This window comes from Streptomyces sp. R11 (assembly GCF_041051905.1).
In the GTDB taxonomy this organism is placed as follows: Bacteria; Actinomycetota; Actinomycetes; order Streptomycetales; family Streptomycetaceae; genus Streptomyces.
The window spans coordinates 6,301,577-6,322,155 of record NZ_CP163432.1; the positions used below are offsets into that span (position 1 = coordinate 6,301,577).

The following is a 20,579-nucleotide window of genomic DNA, read 5'->3' on the forward strand; positions in this document are numbered from 1 at the left end:
CCCCCGGGGGCCGAAGGCCCCAAGGGGGCCCGGCCTCCCCTCCGTTCTCCGGACGTCCGGCCCCGCCTGAACCGGGGCCGGGCGTCCGGCATCGCCGGGCGGCTGAGATGATCCCCCGTCTCTCAGCCGCCCGGTCCTGCTGTTACGGGGTGCCGTTCAGCCGCGCCAGGTCCTGAATGCTCAGGGCCAGGTCCGCCGCTGCGGCCGAGTCCCGGATCGTTTCCGGGCGGCTCGCGCCCGGGATCGGGATCACGGCCGGGGACCGTGCCAGGAGCCAGGCCAGGGCCACCTGCTGTGGGCTGACCCCGCGTTCGGCGGCGATGGCGTGGAAGGCACCCAGGTGGGCCTTGCCCTCGACCCGTGACGGACCGTCGAGCGAGCTGCGGGAGATGCCGCCCAGCGGGCTCCACGGCAGGAACGCCAGCCCCAGTTCCGCGCACAGGCGAAGCTCGGCCTCGCTGTCCCGGACGGCGGGCGAGTACCGGTTCTGCACCGAGACCAGACGGTCACCGAGGATCCGGTGGGCCGCGCGGATCTGGTCGACGTCCGTGTTGGAGATGCCGGCCAGGCGGATCGTGCCCTCGTCGAGAAGGTCGCGCAGCGCGCCGACCGACTCCTCGAACGGCACCGCCGGATCGGGCTTGTGCAGCTGGTAGAGCCCGATCGCCTCGACGCCGAGCCGCCGCAGCGAGGCCTCGGCGGCCGCCTTGAGGTGGCGGGGGTCGCCGTTCACCGTCCAGCTGCCGTCGGCCGGCCTGCCGCGGCCGCCCTTGGTGGCCACCAGCACGGCGTCCGTGTCGCCGCCGTACGCGGCCAGCGCGCGGGCCGCGAGGAGTTCGTTGTGACCGGGCCCGTCGCCCGGCAGATGGTACGAGTCGGCCGTGTCCAGCAGCGTCACCCCCGAGTCCAGGGCGGCGTGCACGGTCGCCACGGCGCGCTTCTCGTCGGGGTGGCCCTCGATGGACAGGGGCATCAGGCCGAGGCCGATCGCGCTCACGAGGTGGGAGCCGAGAGGGCGGTGGAGCATCTCAGTCGACGTCCTTTCCGAGGGTCTCGGCGACGGCCTCGGGAAGCCACTGCCGGGCGTGTGTGAAGCGGAAACCGAGCCGGGTGGCACGGGAGTTGTCCATGCCGTAGGCGCGGGTGAAGGAGAACGGGGAGACCTCGCCGACCTCGACCCGCTGGAAGACGGCCTCGCCGTTCGGGAGGTGCGCGGCGATGGCGTCGCACACCTCCTCGGTGGTCAGCAGACCGTGGGAGGCGGCGTTGACCGGGCCCGTGAAGTCCTGGCCCACCGCCCAGAACAGGAAGTCGGCGATCTCCTCGACATGGATGTACGTCGCCGGGTGATTCACCACCGGCACGGCGATCGGCGTGCCGGTGCGGATACGGCTCGCGTAGTGGGTCATACGGCCCGTGAAGTCGTCGTCCCCGCCCAGCACATGGGCGACGCGCACCGCCGCGTGGGGGAAGGCCGGGTCGGCGGCGAACACCGCTTCCGCCTGCCGCTTGCCCTCGCCGTAGTGGGCGTCGAGGAACTCCGGGTCGTCCCAGGGAAGTTCGAGGTCAACGGCCACACTCAGCGCGTCCACGTCGGGCTCGCGCACGGGGGCGATCGAGTCCTCGTACTCGTACACCTCGACCGTCGACGTCAGCACGTAGCGCCGGGTACGGCCGGTGAGGACCCGGCGGGCGATCTCCGCCTGGCGCGGCGTGTAGCAGACCTGGTCGACCACGGCGTCGAACGTCCGCGAACCCAGCGCCGCCGTCAGGGACTTCTCGTCGTTCCGGTCGGCGACGAGGTGAACCGCGCCCGGGGGCGGCGCCGACGAGCCCCGATTGAGAACCGTCACCCGGTCCCCGGCGGCCAGCAGCCGCGCGATCAGCCGCTTGCCGAAATAGCGGTTGCCACCGATGACCAGTACCTCTCGTGCCTGTCGCATGACCATAATTCTCCTGGCCTTGCACCGCGTCCTGAAGGGGAAGACATGGGAGATCAGGCGGCCACGCCGAAAGAACCACGGCATCTGCGCCCAGCCGCCAACGAAACATCGGTGGCCTTCGACGCCCTGGACCGGCAGATCCTCGAACTGCTCCAGACCGACGGCCGGATCAAGCTGAGCGAGCTGGGCCGCCGGGTGCGCCTCAGCCCGGCAGCCGTCACCGAGCGCGTACGGCGGCTGGAGGCGGCGGGGGCCATCACCGGGTACGGCGCCCATGTCGCCGCCGCCCGGCTCGGCTACGGCATCCAGGCCTTCATCCGGGTCAACCCGCACGGCGGTTACACGCTCAGACACCCCCGCACCCTGGAACTGCTGGACCGCCCGGAGATCACCGAGGTCCACCACGTCGTCGGCGAGGACTGCTGGATCCTCAAGGTCGCCGTCGAGGACACCGCCCACCTGGAGGAGATCCTCGAACAGACCTCGGCGCTGGGCCGTACGACGACGTCGATCGTGCTGTCCTCCCCGGTGCGCAGAAAGCCACTCCTGCCACGGTTGCCCTGACGTCGGCGTCAAGGATTACGTTCGTACGCATGCGAATCGGCGAGCTGGCCGCGCGGGCCGGGACCACGACGCGCACCTTGCGCTACTACGAGTCGCGGGGGCTGCTGCCCGCGCGACGGGGCGGCAACGGGTATCGGACGTACGACGAGAACGACCTGAAGCTGCTGCGGCAGATCAGGACGTTGCAGGACTTCGGGTTCGACCTGGAGGAGACCCGGCCCTTCGTGGAGTGTCTGCGGGCCGGGCACCCGGAGGGCGACTCGTGTCCCGCCTCGCTCGCGGTCTACCGGCGCAAGCTGGACGACCTCGACGCGCTGATCGGCGAGTTGCAGGCCGTGCGGGCCAAGATCGGGCTGCGGCTGGCGATGGCCGAGGGGGAACCACCGTTGTGCGAACTGGGAGGGCAGGAGCTGTGATCAAGGCGGCGGGCGTGGCCGAGGTGACGGACGCGGACTTCGAGGCGGAGGTGATCGGGGCGGAGCTGCCGGTGCTGGTGGAGTTCACCGCGGACTGGTGCCCGCCGTGCCGGCAGATGGGGCCGGTGCTGACGGCCCTCGCCCGAGAGGAGGGCGAGCGGCTGAAGGTGGTCCAGCTGGACGTGGACACCAACCCCGAGACCACCAACGCGTACAAGGTGCTGTCGATGCCGACGTTCATGGTCTTCCGGGGCGGCGAGCCCGTGAAGGCGATGGTGGGTGCCCGGCCCAAGCGGCGGCTGCTGGAGGAGCTGTCCGACGTGTTCGACGCGGACTGACCTCACGCAATACGAAAGAAATCCCCCGAGCAATTGCGCTCGGGGGATTTCTTTCGTATATTTAATGGTTCGCGACTTCAGTGGAATTGAGTCGCGGAGAAGTTCAGTGAGCACAGTATATCCGGGCGGGAGCTGAATTGTCAAACACCGAATTTCAAGACGGTGAAATGCGGCGGGAGCAGGAATTCATCGACAGCCTGTACGCGCGCGTGGACCTGCTGCGCGGCGAGACCGAGGACTCCGTCACGGACGCGCTCGGCCAGGGCAACACGCCGATGCAGGCCCGCCTGGAGCGGGACATCCTCGTCGCCGAGCGCTCGGGGCTGCTGGACGCGCTGAACGCCGTGGACGGTTCGCTCTGCTTCGGCCGGATCGACCTGGCCTCGGGCACCGCCCATCACATCGGCCGGATCGGCCTGCGCACCGACGACGCCGAGCGCACGCCGATCCTCATCGACTGGCGGGCCGACGTCGCCCGCCCCTTCTACCTGGCCACCGGCCACACCCCGATGGGGCTCAGGCGCCGACGGCACATCACCACCAGCGGCCGTACGGTGTCCGCCCTGCACGACGAGATCCTCGACCTGGGGGACCAGGAGCGGACCGGCCACGAGGACCCGACGGGCGACGCCGTCCTGCTCGCTGCGCTCAACACCGCGCGCACCGGCCGCATGAACGACATCGTGCAGACCATCCAGGCCGAACAGGACGAGATCATCCGGGCGCCGCACCGCGGGGTGCTGGTGGTGGAGGGCGGTCCGGGCACCGGCAAGACGGCGGTCGCCCTGCACCGCGCCGCCTATCTCCTCTACGAGCACCGCGAGCTGCTCGCCAAGCGCGCGGTCCTGATCGTCGGCCCCAACCCCGCGTTCCTCGGCTACATCGGCGAGGTCCTGCCCTCGCTGGGCGAGACGGGCGTACTGCTGGCCACCGTCGGTGAACTGTTCCCCGGCGTGAAGGCGACGGCGACCGACACCCGGGAGGCGGCCGCGGTGAAGGGGAGCGCCGGCATGGCGGACGTGCTCGCCGAGGTCGTACGGGACTGGCAGGCGCTGCCCGACCCGGTGATCGCGATCGAGCACGACCGCGAGATCCTGATGCTCGACGACGGCCTGGTGAAGGTGGCGCGCGAGAAGGCCCGCGCGGCGCGGCTGCCGCACAACGCGGCGCGGGAGCACTTCGAGGGCCACATCCTCAACACCCTCACCGAGCTGTACGCCGAGCGGGTCGGGACGGACCCCTTCGACGGTACGAATCTGCTGGACCCGAGCGACATCACACAGATCCGTGACGACATCGCCGAGAACCCGGAAGTCTGGGCCGCCATCGACCAGCTGTGGCCGCGGCTGACCCCGCAGCGACTGGTCGCGGACTTCCTCGCCGACCCCGTCGGCTACCTCCCCGACGAGGACGCGGCCGCGATCCGCCGGCCCGTGACCCGGGCGTGGACGGTCGCGGACGTGCCGCTGCTGGACGAGGCCGCCGAACTGCTCGGCGAGGACGACCGGGTGAAGCGGGCGCTGGCCGAGCGGGAGCGGGAGACGCAGGTCGCCTACGCACAGGGCGTGCTGGACGTCTCGTACGCCTCGCGCACCTACGAGTTCGAGGACAAGGACGAGGAGGACTCCGAGGTCCTGTCCGCGCACGACATCATCGACGCCGAGCGGTTCGCCGAGCGCCACGAGGAGGACGACCACCGCAGCGCCGCCGAACGCGCGGCGGCCGACCGGACCTGGGCGTTCGGACACATCATCGTCGACGAGGCGCAGGAGCTGTCGCCGATGGCCTGGCGGCTGCTGATGCGGCGCAGCCCGACCCGCTCGATGACCCTGGTCGGCGACCCGGCCCAGACGGCCGAGGCGGCGGGCGTCGGCTCGTGGCAGAAGATCCTCCAGCCCTACGTCGAGGACCGCTGGGACCACACCCGCCTCGGCGTCAACTACCGCACGCCCGCCGAGATCATGGACCTCGCGGCGGCCGTGGTCCGTGCCGAGAACCCCGGCTTCCAGCCGCCGAGTTCGGTCCGCTCCACAGGGGTACGGCCCTGGGTGCGCGCGACCGACGACCTGCCGGACGCCGTCGCCAAGGCGGTCGGGGAACTGACGCCCACCGAGGGCCGGCTCGCGGTCATCGCCCCCCGCCATCTGCACCGCAGGCTGGCGGCCCGCCTGGAGGGCGTGACGGCCGGCGCGGAGCCCGACCTCACACAGACCGTCGTACTCCTCGACCCGCGTCAGTCCAAGGGCCTGGAGTTCGACTCGGTACTGGTGGTGGAGCCGGGGCAGTACGGCACGAGCGACCTGTACGTGGCGCTCACCCGGGCCACGCAGCGGCTGGGGGTGCTGCACACGGGTTCGCTGCCGCTGGGCCTGGCCGAGGGCTTGTCGGCGTCGGGGTGACGGCGCTCGCTCGCGCCGTGGCCGCCGGGGTGGACTGCGCGACCAACCGCCGCCGAGGGCCGGTCGCGCAGTTCCCCGCGCCCCTTCGAGGCGCTGCCGCCTAGGCCGGCCGCAGCCACACCGTCGCCAGTGGCGGCAGCGTCAGCCGGATGCTGGCCGACCGCCCGTGCCAACCCTGCGGCTCGGGCTTGACCGGATCAGGGTTGATGACATCGCCACCGCCGTATCGAGCCGCGTCCGTGTTCAGCGCCTCGTGCCACGCAGGCACGTCGTCCGGCACCCCCAGCCTGTACTCGTGCCGCACGACAGGCGACAGGTTGGACACCGCCAGCAGCGGAGCCCCCTCCGCGTCGTAGCGCAGGAACGCGAGCACGTTGTCGTCGGCGGCGTCACCCACCACCCACTGGAACCCGGCCGGGTCGGTGTCCCGCTGCCACAGGGCCGGCGTGTGCCGGTAGACCGTGTTCAGGTCGCGGACCAGATCCCGCACCCCGCGGTGGTCGGGCTCCGCCCCGTACGCCGGATCCAGCAGCCACCAGTCCGGCCCGTGCGCCTCCGACCACTCCGCCCCCTGGGCGAACTCCTGCCCCATGAAGAGCAGTTGCTTGCCGGGATGGGCCCACATGAAGCCCAGGTAGGCGCGCTGGTTGGCCCGCTGCTGCCACCAGTCGCCCGGCATCTTCGACACCAGCGACCGCTTGCCGTGCACGACCTCGTCGTGGGAGATGGGCAGCACGTAGTTCTCGCTGTAGGCGTACACCATCGAGAACGTCATCTCGTTGTGGTGGTACTTGCGGTGGACGGGCTCCTTCGCCATGTACTCCAGCGAGTCGTGCATCCAGCCCATGTTCCACTTCAGCCCGAAGCCGAGACCCCCGAACCCGCCCGGGCCCGCCACGTGCGTCGGTCGCGTCACGCCGTCCCAGGCCGTGGACTCCTCCGCGATCGTCACGACCCCCGGCACCCGCCGGTAGACCGTCGCGTTCATCTCCTGCAGGAACGCCACCGCGTCCAGGTTCTCCCGCCCGCCGTGCTCGTTCGGGACCCACTGCCCCGGCTCACGCGAGTAGTCGAGGTAGAGCATGGAGGCGACGGCGTCCACCCGCAGCCCGTCGATGTGGAACTCCTCGCACCAGTAAATGGCGTTGGCGACCAGGAAGTTGCGCACCTCGCGACGGCCGAAGTCGAACTCCAGGGTGCCCCAGTCGGGGTGCGCGGACCGCAGCGGATCCTCGTGCTCGTACAGCGGACGCCCGTCGAACTCGGCGAGCGCCCAGTCGTCGCGCGGGAAGTGCGCCGGCACCCAGTCCATCAGGACACCGATGCCCGCCTGGTGCAGGCGGTCCACCAGATACTTGAAGTCGTCGGGGGTGCCGAGCCGGGCCGTCGGCGCGTAGAAGCCGGTGACCTGGTAGCCCCAGGAGCCGCCGAAGGGGTGCTCGGCGACCGGCATCAGCTCGACATGGGTGAAGCCCAGGTCCTTGACGTACGCGGGCAGCTGCTCGGCGAGTTGCCGGTACGTCAGCCCAGGACGCCAGGACGCCAGGTGGACCTCGTAGACCGAGAACGGTGCCTCGTGCGTCGGCACCGACCCGCGCCGTGCGAGCCACTGTGCGTCGCCCCACTCGTGCTGCGAGGCGTGCACGATCGACGACGTGTTGGGCGGGGCCTCCGTCCGGCGGGCCATGGGGTCGGCGCGCAGCGTCTTCGAGCCGTCGGGCCGGGTGATCTCGAACTTGTACAGCTCGCCCTCGCCGATGCCGGGCACGAACAGCTCCCAGACCCCGGTGCCGCCGAGCGAGCGCAACGGATAGCCCGTGCCGTCCCAGAAGTTGAAGGTGCCGGCCAACGACACGCCCAGGGCGTTCGGCGCCCACACCGTGAACCGCGTGCCGGTCACGCCCTGGTGCGTCATCGGCTCGGCGCCGAGCGCCTTCCACAGCTCTTCGTGCCGGCCCTCGCCGATCAGATGCAGGTCGAGCTCGCCCAGCGCGGGCAGGAAACGGTACGCGTCCTCGGTCTCCTGCACCGAGCCCTCGTATCCCACCAGGAACTGGTAGCCCGCCGGCACCTCCAGCAGCGGCAGCAACCCCGAGAAGAACCCCTCCCCGTCGTCGTGCAGCTCGGCCCGCAGGCTGCCCACGACGACCGTCACGGACAGGGCGTACGGCCGGAAGGCCCGGAAGGCGACACCGCCGGGCACCGGATGCGCGCCGAGGACGGAGTGCGGGGCGTGGTGGGTGCCGTTGAGGAGGCGGTCGCGGTCGGCCGCGTCGAGAGCGGGGGACACGGCCACGTCCGCGGGGGCGGCCGGGAGTTCGACCGGGACCGCTTTTTGGGCCGGGATCTTCTTGGGCGCCGTCTTCTGGGCGGGAATCTTCTTGGCGGAGGCCTTCTTCGCGGCCGTCTTCTTCGAGGTGTCCGTGCCCTTCGCGGCGGTGGTCTTCGCGCCCGCCTTCTTGGCCACGGCCTTCTTGGCGGCGGCCTTCTCTGCCGGAGCCTTCTTCGCAGCCGCCTTCTTCGCCGGAGCCTTCTTCGCGGTGGCCTTCTTCGCCGCGTCCGCCTTGGTCGCGGCGGCCTTCTTCGTCGTCCCCTTCCTCATGGCGTCCGCGGCCTTCTCGGCGGCCTTGGCCGTCTTCGCGGTGGCCTTCTTCGCGACGCTCGTCTTCTCGGCGGGCTGCTCCTGGGCCTTCTCCACGGCCGGCTTCTCAGCCGTCTTCGGCGAATCCGAACCGCTGGAGGGAGTGGTGCGGGGGGTCACGGGCGGGGCCTCCTAGGCGCAGGTGGGGATGAGGGGATGGAGGGGGTGGAGGGCAGGGCGGGGGACGAGGTGGCGGCGCCCGCGGCCAGTCGGCTTATGGCGGACAGCGGTACCGGGAGCCAGTCGGGGCGGTGGCGGGCCTCGTAGACGACCTCGTAGATCGCCTTGTCGGTCTCGTACGCACGCAGCAGCACCGGATCGGTCCGCGGATCGGCTCCGCTGACCTGTGCGTATCCGGAGCAGTAGGCGGCCCGGCAGGTGTCGGCCCAGCCCGGTGGCGGCGGGTCGGCCGAGTGGGCCGCGTAGTCGAAGGAACGCAGCATGCCCGCGACGTCCCGCACCGGCGGCTGTGGCATCCGCCGTTCGGCCAGCGGCTTCGACGGCTCGCCCTCGAAGTCGATCAGCCACCACTGCCCGCCGGCTGAGCGCAGGCACTGCCCGAGGTGCAGGTCGCCGTGGATGCGCTGGGCGGTCCAGGTGCAGCCCTCGGCGGCGAGGCCGGCCAGCGCCTCGAAGGCGGAGCGCAGGCCGGGCGCGTACGGCCGCAGCGCCGGCACCGCCTGCGCGGCCGCGTCGAGCCGCTCGACCATGCCGTCGACCAGCTGCTGCACCTGTGTGTGCCCGAGGGTGACGGTCGGCAGCGTGCGGGCCAGTGCGGTGTGCACCTCGGCGGTCGCACGCCCGAGCGCCCGTGCCGCGGACGCGAAGTCCTCGCCCTTGGCCAGCTCGCGCAGCGCCAGCTCCCAGCCGTCCGCGGCGCCCTGCACGAAGGGCTGCAGCACACCCAGCACATACGCCTCGTCCGCCGCTGCCCCGGCGGGCGTCAGCTCCGCCCGGATCCACGCCGTCGGCGCGGGCACCCGGTCGCAGCCCTCGCGGGCCAGAGCCAAGGGAAGCTCCAGGTCGGGGTTGACGCCGGGCACCACCCGGCGCAGCAGCTTCAGGATGAACGTATCGCCGTATACGACCGACGAGTTCGACTGTTCGGAGTTGACCAGGCGCGGCACCAGACCGGACCGGATCTCCTGGCTGTCGTCCCGCTCGAAGCGCAGGCCGCCGATCCGGGCGCCGGTGCGCAGCGCCTCGAGGAGCAGTTCGGTGGGACGGGTGTCGTACAGGGCGTCGTACACCGTGCGTCCGGCGAGCGGGCCGTCGGCCACGTGTCCGATCAGCGCGGGCGCCAGCCGGGGCGGCAGGGCCTCGCGCTCGCCTATCAACAGCTGGTAGCAGTCGGCGGGCTGCTCGGGCGCGCCAGGTACCGGCGCGATGGCCTGATGAGCGCGCACGAGCAGGTGGTACAGGCCCAGCTTGCCGCCGGGCGGAAGCAGTTCGGTGGCCGCCACCAGCGAGAACCCGGTGACTGGACGGCCCTTGCCCGCGAACCAGCGCTGCCGTGGCAGCCACTCGCGCAGCAGGGGATCCAGCGAGGCGAGGAGACCTGGTGAGGTCGTGAGGGTGCGGGTGACGGCTTTCGACATGGCGTCACGTCCTTTCCCCGGGCCGGGCGGGGTGGTTACTGATGCGTGCCCCGGGCGGGGCGGGAGAAACCGCCCCGCCCGGGCTCTCAGGCGGCGTCCTTGCGCAACCGGAACCAGTAGAAGCCGTGGCCTCCGAGAGTCAGCAAGTACGGCAGTTCACCGATGGCCGGGAATCGCACCCCGCCGAACAGCTCGACCGGATGCCGCCCGTTGAACCTGCGCAGATCCAGCTCCGTCGGCTGCGCGAACCGCGAGAAGTTGTTCACGCACAGCACGAGATCGTCCTCGTATTCGCGCAGGAAGGCGATCACGGCCGGATTCGACGACTGGAGTTCCGTGTAGGAGCCGAGTCCGAAGGCCGGATTCTGCTTGCGGATCTCGATCATGCGACGGGTCCAGTGCAGGAGAGAGGACGGCGAGGACATGGACGCCTCGACATTCGTCACCTGGTAGCCGTGGACCGGGTCCATGATGGTCGGCAGATACAGCCGCCCCGGGTCGCACGAGGAGAAGCCGGCGTTGCGGTCCGGCGTCCACTGCATGGGAGTGCGGACGGCGTCGCGGTCGCCGAGCCAGATGTTGTCGCCCATGCCGATCTCGTCGCCGTAGTAGAGGATCGGCGAGCCGGGGAGCGACAGCAGCAGGGCGGTGAACAGCTCGATCTGGTTGCGGTCGTTGTCGAGGAGCGGGGCGAGCCGCCTGCGGATGCCGATGTTGGCGCGCATGCGGGGGTCCTTGGCGTATTCCGCCCACATGTAGTCGCGTTCTTCGTCGGTGACCATTTCCAGGGTCAGCTCGTCGTGGTTGCGCAGGAAGATGCCCCACTGGCAGCCGGACGGGATGGCTGGGGTCTTGGCGAGGATTTCCGAGACCGGGTACCTCGACTCCCTTCGCACCGCCATGAAGATCCGCGGCATCACCGGGAAATGGAAGGCCATGTGGCACTCGTCGCCACCGCCGGCGTAGTCGCCGAAGTAGTCGACCACGTCCTCCGGCCACTGGTTCGCCTCCGCGAGCAGCACCGTGTCCGGGTAGTGGGCGTCGATCTCCTTGCGCACCCGCTTGAGGAGCTCGTGCGTCGCGGGGAGGTTCTCGCAGTTCGTGCCCTCCTCCGCGTAGAGATACGGCACCGCGTCCAGCCGGAATCCGTCGATTCCCAGGTCCAGCCAGAATTTCAGCGCCGAGAGGATCTCCTCCTGCACGGCCGGGTTCTCGTAGTTCAGGTCCGGCTGGTGGGAGAAGAAGCGGTGGAAGAAGTACTGCTTGCGGACCGGGTCGAAGGTCCAGTTGGAGGCCTCGGTGTCGACGAAGATGATGCGGGCGTCGGCGTACTGCTTGTCGTCGTCGGCCCACATGTAGTAGTCGCCGTAGGGCCCGTCGGGGTCTTTTCTCGATTCCTGGAACCACGGGTGCTGGTCGCTGGTGTGGTTCATGACGAAGTCGATGATGACCCGCATGCCGCGCTGGTGGGCGGAGTCGACGAATTCGACGAAGTCGGCGAGGTCTCCGAATTCGGGCAGGACGGAGGTGTAGTCGGATACGTCGTATCCGCCGTCCCGCAGGGGTGATTTGAAGAAGGGCGGCAGCCACAGGCAGTCGACGCCGAGCCATTGCAGGTAGTCGAGTTTGGCGGTGAGGCCTTTGAGGTCGCCGACGCCGTCGCCGTTGCTGTCCTGGAAGGAACGGACCAGTACCTCGTAGAAGACGGCGCGCTTGAACCAATCCGGGTCACGATCCTTGGCAGGAGTGTCCTCGAAGGTGTCCTGAACGGGCTCGTTGACGATCATTTTGTGGGTGACCCTCCGATCTGCGGGGTGGACGGTCGCAGGACGGTGAGGATGTGCGCGGGACGAGTGCCCGGTTCGAGACGCACGTAATTCGCCCTGCCCCAGTGATAGGTCTCGCCGGTGAGCTCGTCGCGCACCGGCACCGACTCGTGCCAGTCCAGGCCGAGTTGCGGCATGTCCAACGAGACCGTGGCCTCCTGGGTGTGGTGCGGGTCGAGGTTGGCGACCACCAGAACCGTGTTCGATCCGCTGCGCTTCGAGTACGCGATCACCGCTTCCTGGTCCGCGTGGTGGAAGTGGAGGTCGCGCAACTGCCGCAGGGCCGGATTCGCCCGCCGGACGGCGTTGAGCTGAGTGATCAGGGGGGTGATGGTGCGGCCCGCGCGCTCGGCCGCTTCCCAGTCGCGGGGGCGGAGCTGGTACTTCTCCGAGTCGAGGTACTCCTCGCTGCCCTTGCGCAGGGGAGTGTTCTCGCAGAGCTCGTAGCCGCTGTAGATGCCCCAGGTGGGGGAGAGGGTGGCGGCCAGGACGGCGCGCACCTCGAACGCCGGCCGGCCCCCCTCCTGAAGGAACTCATGGAGGATGTCGGGGGTGTTGGCGAAGAAGTTGGGCCGCATGTAGGCGGCTGCCTCGCCGGACAGTTCGGTGAGGTAGTCGGTGAGTTCCTGTTTGCCGTTGCGCCAGGTGAAGTACGTGTAGGACTGCTGGAAGCCGATCTGGGCGAGGGTGTGCATCATCGCGGGGCGGGTGAAGGCCTCGGCGAGGAAGATGACGTCCGGGTCGGTGCGGCCGATGTCGGCGATGACCTTCTGCCAGAAGACGACCGGTTTGGTGTGCGGGTTGTCGACGCGGAAGATGCGCACGCCGTGGGCCATCCAGTGGCGCAGGATGCGCAGGGTTTCCTCGACCAGTCCGTCCATGTCGGCGTCGAAGGCGATGGGGTAGATGTCCTGGTACTTCTTCGGCGGGTTCTCGGCGTGGGCGATGGTGCCGTCGGGGCGGTGGTGGAACCACTCGGGGTGCTTGTCGACCCAGGGGTGGTCGGGGGAGCACTGCAGGGCGAAGTCGAGGGCGACTTCCAGGCCGAGTTCGCCGGCCCGGGCGACGAACCAGTCGAAGTCCTCCAGGGTGCCCAGGTCGGGGTGGACGGCGTCGTGGCCGCCCTCGGGGGAGCCGATGGCCCAGGGCACGCCGACGTCGTCGGTGCCCGCGGACAGGGTGTTGTTGGGGCCCTTGCGGAAGGTGGTGCCGATCGGGTGGATCGGCGGGAGGTAGACCACGTCGAAGCCCATCGCGGCGATCGCGGGCAGCCGGCGCGCGGCGGTGCGGAAGGTGCCGTGGGGCTGCTCGGGGGTGCCCTCGGAGCGGGGGAAGAACTCGTACCAGGAGCCGAACAGGGCCCGCTCCCGTTCCACCAGCAGGGGCAGCGGGTCCGAGGCGGTGACCAGGTCCCGCAGCGGATACCGACCCAACACCGCGTCCACCTCGGGCGTCAACGCGGCCGCCAGCCGCCAGGCGGCCGGACGGTTCTCGTCCCGCAGCGCCTCGACGGCCGCGAGGATCACCGACCGCCCCTCGCTCTCGGGGATCTCGGCGGCCGCACGTCCGTACAGCCGCGCGCCCTCCTCCAGAACCAGTTCCGTGTCCATCCCGGCCGGGATCTTGATCTGCGCGTGGTGCCGCCAGGTGGCCACCGGATCGCCCCAGGCCTCGACCCGGTAGGTCCAGTGGCCAGGCTCGCCGGCGGTGACGGTGGCGCCCCAGCGGTCGGTGCCCGGGGCGAGTTCGCGCATCGGCGTCCAGGGGCCGGGCCGGCCGTCCGGGTCGGTCAGTACGGCATTGGCGGCGACGGCGTCATGGCCCTCGCGGAACACGGTCGCCGAGATCTCGAAGGTCTCGCCGGTGACGGCCTTCGCGGGCCTGCGCCCGTGCTGGACGACCGGGCGGACGTCGAGAACGGGTATGCGTCCGACACCACTCGCCGGGTCGTTCGCGGAGGGTCGCTCCGGAGCCGGTGGTCCGGGGTCGGCGGTGACGGTGCGGGGGGCTGGGGGTGCTTCGGTGCGCGACGTCGGGGGTGAGGACGACTGGTGGTGCATGGCGGGCATGACCGCTCCTGTCCGCGTCATCTTGGGTGGGCGGATGGCTGTGGGGAGGTGGGTCCTGCGTGGTTCGTTCCGGCGCGCGCCCGGGGGCGCACGGGTGGGGTTACCGCTGGAGCCTTCCCACCCTATTCGGGTACGCAATCCGGCACTTTGTTAACTACTCACGCGTATGTCTACACACAAGACCGGCCCCGTTCCTCAAGAACGGGGCCGGTGCCGGTAATTCGGCGTGAAGGGGCCGCTATGAGCCCGGTACCTGCAGGAGTTTGTTCGGCGAGCCGAGCCCCCGCCCGGAGACCTTGCCGGAGGCGGCCTGCGCCACCAGCGCCTTGGACACCTGTGCGGGTTTCGCCTTGGGATGGTCGGCGAGATAGAGCGCGGCCACACCCGCCGTGTGCGGCGCCGCCATCGACGTACCGGAGTAGGTCGCCTTGCCGGTGTCATTTGCGTACGACGCGGAGGTGATGGAGACGCCCGGCGCGAATACGTCCAGAGCAGAACCGAAGTTGGAGAAGCTCGCCCGCGCGTCCTTTCTGTCGGTGGCGCCCACGGTGATCGCCTCCCGGACGGCCGCCGGGGAGTACAGGCCGGCCGGCCGGCCGTCGTTGCCGGCCGCGACCGTGTAGGTGACGCCGGACGCGATGGAGTTGCGTACGGCGGCGTCCAGTTGCGAGTTGCGGTAGCCGCCGAGGCTGACGTTGGCGACCGCCGGCTTCCTGGCGTGCCTGGTCACCCAGTCGATACCGGCGATGACGTCGGCCGTGCTGCCGCCGCCGGCGTTGTCGAGGACCCGCACGGCGACGACCTCGGCGTTCTTGGCGACGCCGTACTGCTTGCCCGCGATGGTGCCGGCGACGTGGGTGCCGTGACCGTTGCCGTCGCTCGCGGTCCTGTCGTCGCCGACGAAGTCCCACCCGTAGCTCGCGCGGCCGCCGAAGTCCTTGTGCGAGATGCGGATGCCGGTGTCGATCACGTACACCGTCACTTTGCCGCCCGCAGACTCCGGCCAGGTGTAGCTCCTGTCCAGCGGCAGGTTCCGCTGGTCTATGCGGTCCAGCCCCCAGGACGGCGGGTTCTTCCGCGTGTGGTCCAGGGTCACCCGGGTGTCCTGGACGACCGACGCGACCCGGGAGTCCGCCGCGAGCCGCCTGGCCTGTCTCTCGTCGGCCTGGACGGCGTAGCCGTTGAGGACCGTGCCGTAGGTATGGCTTATTTTCGCCCCGTACTTCTCGGCGAGGCTCTTTCCGGCAGCCGACGGTGCTTTCGTTCCCCCCTTGAGCGTCACCAGGTAGCTGCCAGTGACGGAGCCGGGGTCCCCGGCGCCGTGTATCTGTCCCTCAGGTGCGGCGTGCGCGGGCATGGTGGTGGCCGAAAGTGCGACGACACAGGTCACCGCGGTCAGACCACCGGCCCGGCGCAGACGCCGTGTGCGCGTCCGTGCCATGGTGTGAGTTCCCCTCCTCAACTCGGCGCACTACGGCCCTGGAACACGGGGTGCACCCCGCTCGGGCCGGTGCGCCACCAGTCAGCCTCTCGTGGTGTGAGAAGTCGCCACAAGGAGGCCTACGGGGGCGGAATCGGCCATACCGGGCATGAGGGGTCCGCAAAGGTTGCGGCGTTTTCCGGACGGACGTGCACTGGTCCTCGCGCTTGACACCCACAAAACGCACGGTGGTTGCGAACCCCCGCATACCGATACTGTCGGTGGCGATGACGGGACCCACACCGCCGTGTGTCCCCTGCCACGCGCTGCCCGAGGTGGAATGTGAAGGCGATCCGTCGATTCACCGTCCGTCCAGTGCTCCCCGAACCCCTCCGGCCCCTGAGCGATCTGGCGCGCAATCTGCGCTGGTCCTGGCATGCGGAGACCCGCGATCTCTTCCAGTCCGTCGACCCCGAGTGCTGGGCCGCCTCGGGCAACGACCCCGTACGGCTGCTGGGCAGCGTGTCGCCCGGGCGGCTCGCGGAACTGGCCGAGGACCGCCGCTTCCTGCGCCGGCTGGCCGCGGTCGCCGGTGACCTGAACGACTACGTCACGGGTGAGCGCTGGTACCAGGACCAGTCCGCCGAACGGCCCACCGCCGTCGCCTACTTCTCACCCGAGTTCGGCATCACGGCCGCCCTGCCCCAGTACTCCGGCGGCCTCGGCATCCTCGCCGGCGACCACCTCAAGGCGGCCAGCGACCTCGGCGTACCCCTCATCGGGGTCGGCCTGCTGTACCGGCACGGCTACTTCCGGCAGACCCTGTCCCGCGACGGCTGGCAGCAGGAGCACTACCCGGTCCTGGACCCCAACGAGCTGCCGGTCACGCTCCTGAAGGAACCCGACGGCACCCCCGCCCAGGTCTCCATCGCCCTGCCCGGCGGCAGGCAGCTGCACGCGCGCGTCTGGCTCGCCCAGGTCGGCCGCGTCCCGCTGCTGATGCTCGACTCGGACGTCGAGGAGAACGACCTCGGCGAACGCGGCGTGACCGACCGCCTCTACGGCGGCGGCAGCGAGCACCGGCTGCTGCAGGAGATGCTGCTGGGCATAGGAGGAGTGCGGGCGGTCCGGACGTACTGCCGCCTGACCGGCCACCCCGAACCCGAGGTCTTCCACACCAACGAGGGGCACGCCGGCTTCCTCGGCCTGGAACGCATCGCCGAACTCTGCGCCGCGGGCATGGACTTCGACCCGGCGCTGGAAGCCGTGCGCGCCGGCACGGTCTTCACCACCCACACGCCCGTCCCGGCCGGGATCGACCGCTTCGACCGTGAGCTGGTCGCCCACCACTTCGGCCCCGACGCCGAGCTCCCGGGCATCGATGTCGGGCGGATCCTCCAGCTCGGCATGGAGACCTACCCGGGCGGCGAGCCCAACCTGTTCAACATGGCGGTGATGGGCCTGCGCCTGGGCCAGCGCGCGAACGGCGTCTCGCTGCTCCACGGCAACGTCAGCCGCGAGATGTTCTCGGGCCTGTGGCCGGGGTTCGACCCCGACGAGGTGCCGATCACCTCCGTGACCAACGGAGTCCACGCCCCGACCTGGGTCGCCCCCGAGGTCTTCCGCCTCGGCGCCCGCCAGATCGGCGCCCAGCGCACCGAGGACGCCATGACCGTCGGCGGCTCGGACCGCTGGGACGCGGTCGCGGAGATCCCCGACCAGGACGTCTGGGAGCTGCGCCGCAACCTGCGCGAGCAGCTGGTGACGGAGGTACGGGACCGCCTGCGCACCTCCTGGCGGCAGCGCGGCGCCGGGACGGCCGAGTTGGGCTGGATCGACGGCGTCCTCGACCCCGACGTCCTGACGATCGGATTCGCGCGGCGGGTCCCGTCGTACAAGCGGCTGACGCTGATGCTGAGGGACCGCGACCGGCTGATGGAGCTGCTGCTGCACCCCGAGCGGCCCATCCAGATCGTGGTGGCGGGCAAGGCGCACCCGGCGGACGACGGCGGCAAGCGCCTGGTCCAGGAGCTGGTGAGGTTCGCCGACGACCCGCGGGTCAGGCATCGGATCGTCTTCCTCCCGGACTACGGCATGGCGATGGCCCAGAAGCTCTACCCGGGCTGCGACATCTGGCTCAACAACCCGCTGCGCCCCCTGGAGGCCTGCGGCACCTCCGGCATGAAGGCGGCGCTGAACGGCTGCCTCAACCTCTCCGTCCTGGACGGCTGGTGGGACGAATGGTTCCAGCCCGACTTCGGCTGGGCCATCCCCACGGCGGACGGCACCGGCACGGACCCGGACCACCGGGACGACATAGAGGCGGCGGCGCTGTACGACCTGCTCGAGCAGCGGGTGACCCCGCGCTTCTACGAGCAGGGCCAGGGCGGCCTGCCGGACCGCTGGATCGAGATGGTCCGCCAGACCCTGACCCTGCTCGGCCCGAAGGTCCTGGCGGGCAGGATGGTCCGCGAGTACGTGGAGCGTCTGTACACCCCGGCCGCCCACGCCCACCGCGCGATGACGCCGGACGCGGCGCGTGAGCTCGCGGGCTGGAAGGCGCGGGTGCGTGCGGCCTGGCACGGCGTCACGGTCGACCACGTCGAGACGTCGGCGGCGACACCCACCGCGGAACTCGGCTCGACGCTCAGCCTCCGGGTCCGCGTGGGCCTCGGCGACCTCGGGCCGGAGGACGTCGAGGTCCAGGCGGTCTCGGGCCGCGTCGACTCGCAGGACCGCATCGCGGACGCCTCGACGGTTCCACTGAAGCCGACGGGGAGCCCGGACCCGGAGGGCCGCTGGGTGTACGAGGGCCCGCTGTCCCTGGACCGGACGGGGCCGTACGGCTACACCGTCCGGATCCTGCCGGCGCATCGGCTACTGGCGTCGAGCGCGGAGCTGGGGTTGGTGGCGGTGCCTTCCGAGGACGTGGGGGAGGGGGCCGGGGTCCTGCTGCGGTGACGTCGTAGAGGGGGGCTGCGGTGTCCCTCAGTCCCCCTCGGACCCGCACAGCTGCCGCAGCACATTGCCGCACCGTCGCGCGTACGCGTGCTGCAACCCCCGCGTCGCAGGTCCCCCCGCCCGCGCGTACCACTTGGCCGCGCGGCTGAAGGCCTGCACGGTCAGCCACACCGTCCCGTCCCCCGTGCGGTCCACGAGGAAGGCCTCCTCGCCGCATTCAGGATGGCCGGAAAGCGTGCCGTAGGCCCAGCCCACCCGGCGGTACTCCTCCGCCGTCCAGACCACCCGGCACGGGGCCTTGATCAGCCCGGCGAGGGTGACCGTCACGTCGACCTCGGGGGCCGCGCGGTCGGCCGAGGCTTCGATGCCGACGCCCATCGAGCGGTGCATCTCCCAGGTCATGACCGCTTCGGAGGCTCTGCGGAAGACCTCCTCGCCCTCGCCTATGCGGGTGCGCACGTGCAGGGGGTGGAAGCCGGGCGGGCAGAAGCCGTTCTCCCGGGTCGCGCCGACGTCGTCGTACGTGAAGGACATGGGCCCAAGCGTAGGGCGGCACCCGGGGATGCCTTCCTCCCGGGTGCCGCCCCCTGCAACCACGTGTGCGTCAGCTGACGTTGATGGCCGACCAGGCGGCGGCCACCGTCTTGTACTCGGTGCTGGTGGAGCCGTACAGGGCGGACGCCGCGCTCAGGGTCGCCGTGCGGGCGGCCTTGTAGTTCGTCGTCGACGTCATGTACTCGGTCAGGGCCTTGTACCAGATCGCGGCGGCCTTGGAGCGGCCGATGCCCGTGACCGTCGAGCCGTTGGACGTCGGGGAGTCGTAGCTCACCCCGTTGATCGTCTTCGCGCCGCTGCCCTCCGACAGGAGGTAGAAGAAGTGGTTCGCGGGGCCCGACGAGTAGTGCACGTCCAGGCCGCCCAGCGAGGACGACCAGCTGTCCTTGGACGCGCCGTCCTTGCTCGGCTTGTCCATGTAGCGCAGCGGGGTGCCGTCGCCGTTGATGTCGATCTCCTCGCCGATGAGGTAGTCACCGACGTCGGCGGAGTTGTTGGCGAAGAACTCCACCGCCGTGCCGAAGATGTCGGAGGTGGCCTCGTTCAGGCCGCCCGACTCGCCGGAGTAGTTCAGGCCCGCGGTGTTGGAGGTGACACCGTGGGTCATCTCGTGGCCGGCCACGTCCAGCGACGTCAGCGGGTTGGTGTTGCCCTCGCCGTCGCCGTACGTCATGCAGAAGCAGCTGTCGTCCCAGAACGCGTTGACGTACGCGTTGCCGTAGTGGACGCGGGAGTAGGCGGCCTTGCCGTCGTTCTTGATGCCGCTGCGGCCGAAGGTCTCCTTGTAGAAGTCCCAGGTCTCCTGTGCGCCGTAGGCCGCGTCGACGGCGGCCGTCTGGTCGGTGGAGGAGCTGGAGGCCGTGCCGGTGCCCCATGTGTCGTCCGCGTCGGTGAACAGCGTTCCGGCGGAGGAACTGGTGCTGCGGGCCTTGTTGTACGTCTTGTGGCCGCCGCGCGTGGTGTCGTAGAGCTGGTACGTCGAGCCCGACTTGGTCGTGCCGAGCGTGACCGTGCCCGAGTACAGGCTCTTGCCGCTGCCGGTCTCGATGCCCTGGTACTCGAACAGCTTCTTGCCGGTGGCGGCGTCGGTGATGACGTGCAGCTCGTTCGGGGTGCCGTCGTCCTGGAGGCCGCCGACGACCGTCTCGTAGGCGAGCGTCGGCTTGCCGTTCGCGGCCCAGATCACCTTGCGGGGCGCCTGGTCGGCCTCGGTCTTCTCCGAGCCGGCCGCCTTGGCCAGCTTCACGGCCTGGCTCTCGGCCTTGTCCGCGGTGACCGCCGGCTTGAGCGAGGCGACCTTGATGGTGGCCTTCGTCGCCTTGGTCACGCCCTTTCTCGCGCCTGACGCCGACTCGTGGACGACCAGGTCGCCGCCGAGGACCGGCAGGCCCGCGTAGGTGCGCTCGTAGCGGGTGTGGACCGAGCCGTCGGCGTCCTTGACGACGTCCTTGACGACCAGCTTCTCCTGGGCGCCGAGGCCTATCTCGTCGGCGGTGTCGGCCGCCTTGGCCTGCTGGTCCTTGATGAGGGTGGTGCGGGCCGCGGGGGCGAGCGCGACCGGTACGGCGAGCGGGGCGGCCTTGGTGCCGGCTCCCGCGGGGGCCGCTGCGGCCGAACCACCGGTGGTCAGCGCGGTGGTGAGGAGGGCCCCGGCGGCCACGGTGGTGGCGATGGCCAGGGTCGTGCGCTTGCGACGCGCGTAGAGGGGGGTCACACGAGCTCCTTTTGTGGGGGAAGTGCATTGGTGCTGGTGCGGCGGGTGGGGGAAGCGTGACACCTGGGGCGCGTACATGTCAGGAGTGAACGGTGATGTTGGCCAAGATTTGACTGTTGGGTGAATGTTTCAGAA

At 70.4% G+C, this 20,579-nt stretch carries 14 protein-coding genes; 5 read left to right on the forward strand and 9 right to left on the reverse strand.

From position 1 onward, the window contains the following. Positions 1-142 precede the first annotated feature (142 nt). Together AB5J55_RS29220 and AB5J55_RS29225 are read right to left on the reverse strand one after the other, a co-directional pair. The gene (locus tag AB5J55_RS29220) at positions 143-1,027 is read right to left on the reverse strand and encodes an aldo/keto reductase (RefSeq protein WP_369273482.1); all 885 of its coding nucleotides are present in this window, start codon (positions 1,025-1,027) and stop codon (positions 143-145) included. A 1-nt stretch (position 1,028) separates the two neighbouring features. Beyond that, a complete protein-coding gene (locus tag AB5J55_RS29225) occupies positions 1,029-1,943 on the reverse strand; it encodes an NAD-dependent epimerase/dehydratase family protein (protein WP_369273483.1) in 915 nt (304 codons plus the stop codon). A 45-nt stretch (positions 1,944-1,988) separates the two neighbouring features. Between AB5J55_RS29225 and AB5J55_RS29230 the strand changes: the two genes are divergently transcribed. The 4 genes from AB5J55_RS29230 (at position 1,989) to AB5J55_RS29245 (ending at position 5,660) form a co-directional block, all read left to right on the forward strand. Beyond that, a complete protein-coding gene (locus AB5J55_RS29230; RefSeq protein WP_369273484.1) occupies positions 1,989-2,507 on the forward strand; it encodes an Lrp/AsnC family transcriptional regulator in 519 nt (172 codons plus the stop codon). 29 nt (positions 2,508-2,536) lie between these two features. Beyond that, positions 2,537-2,923: a MerR family transcriptional regulator gene (locus AB5J55_RS29235; RefSeq protein WP_369273485.1), complete on the forward strand. Its 387-nt coding sequence runs from the start codon at positions 2,537-2,539 to the stop codon at positions 2,921-2,923. A gap of 14 nt (positions 2,924-2,937) precedes the next feature. Then, positions 2,938-3,261 carry a thioredoxin family protein gene (locus AB5J55_RS29240; protein ID WP_369276335.1) on the forward strand — a complete coding sequence of 108 codons (324 nt, stop codon included), beginning with the start codon at positions 2,938-2,940 and terminating at the stop codon, positions 3,259-3,261. Between the two features lie 167 nt (positions 3,262-3,428). After that, positions 3,429-5,660 carry a UvrD-helicase domain-containing protein gene (locus AB5J55_RS29245; RefSeq protein WP_369273486.1) on the forward strand — a complete coding sequence of 744 codons (2,232 nt, stop codon included), beginning with the start codon at positions 3,429-3,431 and terminating at the stop codon, positions 5,658-5,660. A gap of 100 nt (positions 5,661-5,760) precedes the next feature. Here AB5J55_RS29245 and glgB read toward each other — a convergent pair whose 3' ends face one another. The 5 genes from glgB to AB5J55_RS29270 form a co-directional block, all read right to left on the reverse strand. After that, entirely contained in the window at positions 5,761-8,421 is a 2,661-nt protein-coding gene (gene glgB, locus AB5J55_RS29250) for a 1,4-alpha-glucan branching enzyme (protein WP_369273487.1), read from the reverse strand. Next, positions 8,418-9,899 carry a maltokinase gene (locus tag AB5J55_RS29255; RefSeq protein WP_369273488.1) on the reverse strand — a complete coding sequence of 494 codons (1,482 nt, stop codon included), beginning with the start codon at positions 9,897-9,899 and terminating at the stop codon, positions 8,418-8,420. Before AB5J55_RS29255 ends, glgB begins: the two co-directional genes overlap by 4 nt. Positions 9,900-9,985: 86 nt before the next feature. Continuing rightward, positions 9,986-11,686 (reverse strand): maltose alpha-D-glucosyltransferase, encoded by a 1,701-nt coding sequence (gene treS, locus AB5J55_RS29260; protein ID WP_369273489.1) that lies wholly within the window; start codon positions 11,684-11,686, stop codon positions 9,986-9,988. Further along, positions 11,683-13,794, reverse strand: a complete 2,112-nt coding sequence (locus AB5J55_RS29265) for an alpha-1,4-glucan--maltose-1-phosphate maltosyltransferase (RefSeq protein WP_369273490.1) — start codon at positions 13,792-13,794, stop codon at positions 11,683-11,685. Before AB5J55_RS29265 ends, treS begins: the two co-directional genes overlap by 4 nt. Before the next feature lie 238 nt (positions 13,795-14,032). Continuing rightward, entirely contained in the window at positions 14,033-15,235 is a 1,203-nt protein-coding gene (locus AB5J55_RS29270) for a S8 family peptidase (RefSeq protein WP_369273491.1), read from the reverse strand. Between the two features lie 321 nt (positions 15,236-15,556). Between AB5J55_RS29270 and AB5J55_RS29275 the strand changes: the two genes are divergently transcribed. Beyond that, positions 15,557-18,175, forward strand: a complete 2,619-nt coding sequence (locus tag AB5J55_RS29275; protein WP_369273492.1) for a glycosyltransferase family 1 protein — start codon at positions 15,557-15,559, stop codon at positions 18,173-18,175. A 27-nt stretch (positions 18,176-18,202) separates the two neighbouring features. Here AB5J55_RS29275 and AB5J55_RS29280 read toward each other — a convergent pair whose 3' ends face one another. After that, entirely contained in the window at positions 18,203-18,709 is a 507-nt protein-coding gene (locus AB5J55_RS29280; RefSeq protein WP_369273493.1) for a DUF1990 family protein, read from the reverse strand. 70 nt (positions 18,710-18,779) lie between these two features. Then, positions 18,780-20,444, reverse strand: coding sequence for a M4 family metallopeptidase (locus AB5J55_RS29285; RefSeq protein WP_369273494.1), 1,665 nt, complete (start codon positions 20,442-20,444; stop codon positions 18,780-18,782). Between the last annotated feature and the right edge of the window lie 135 nt (positions 20,445-20,579).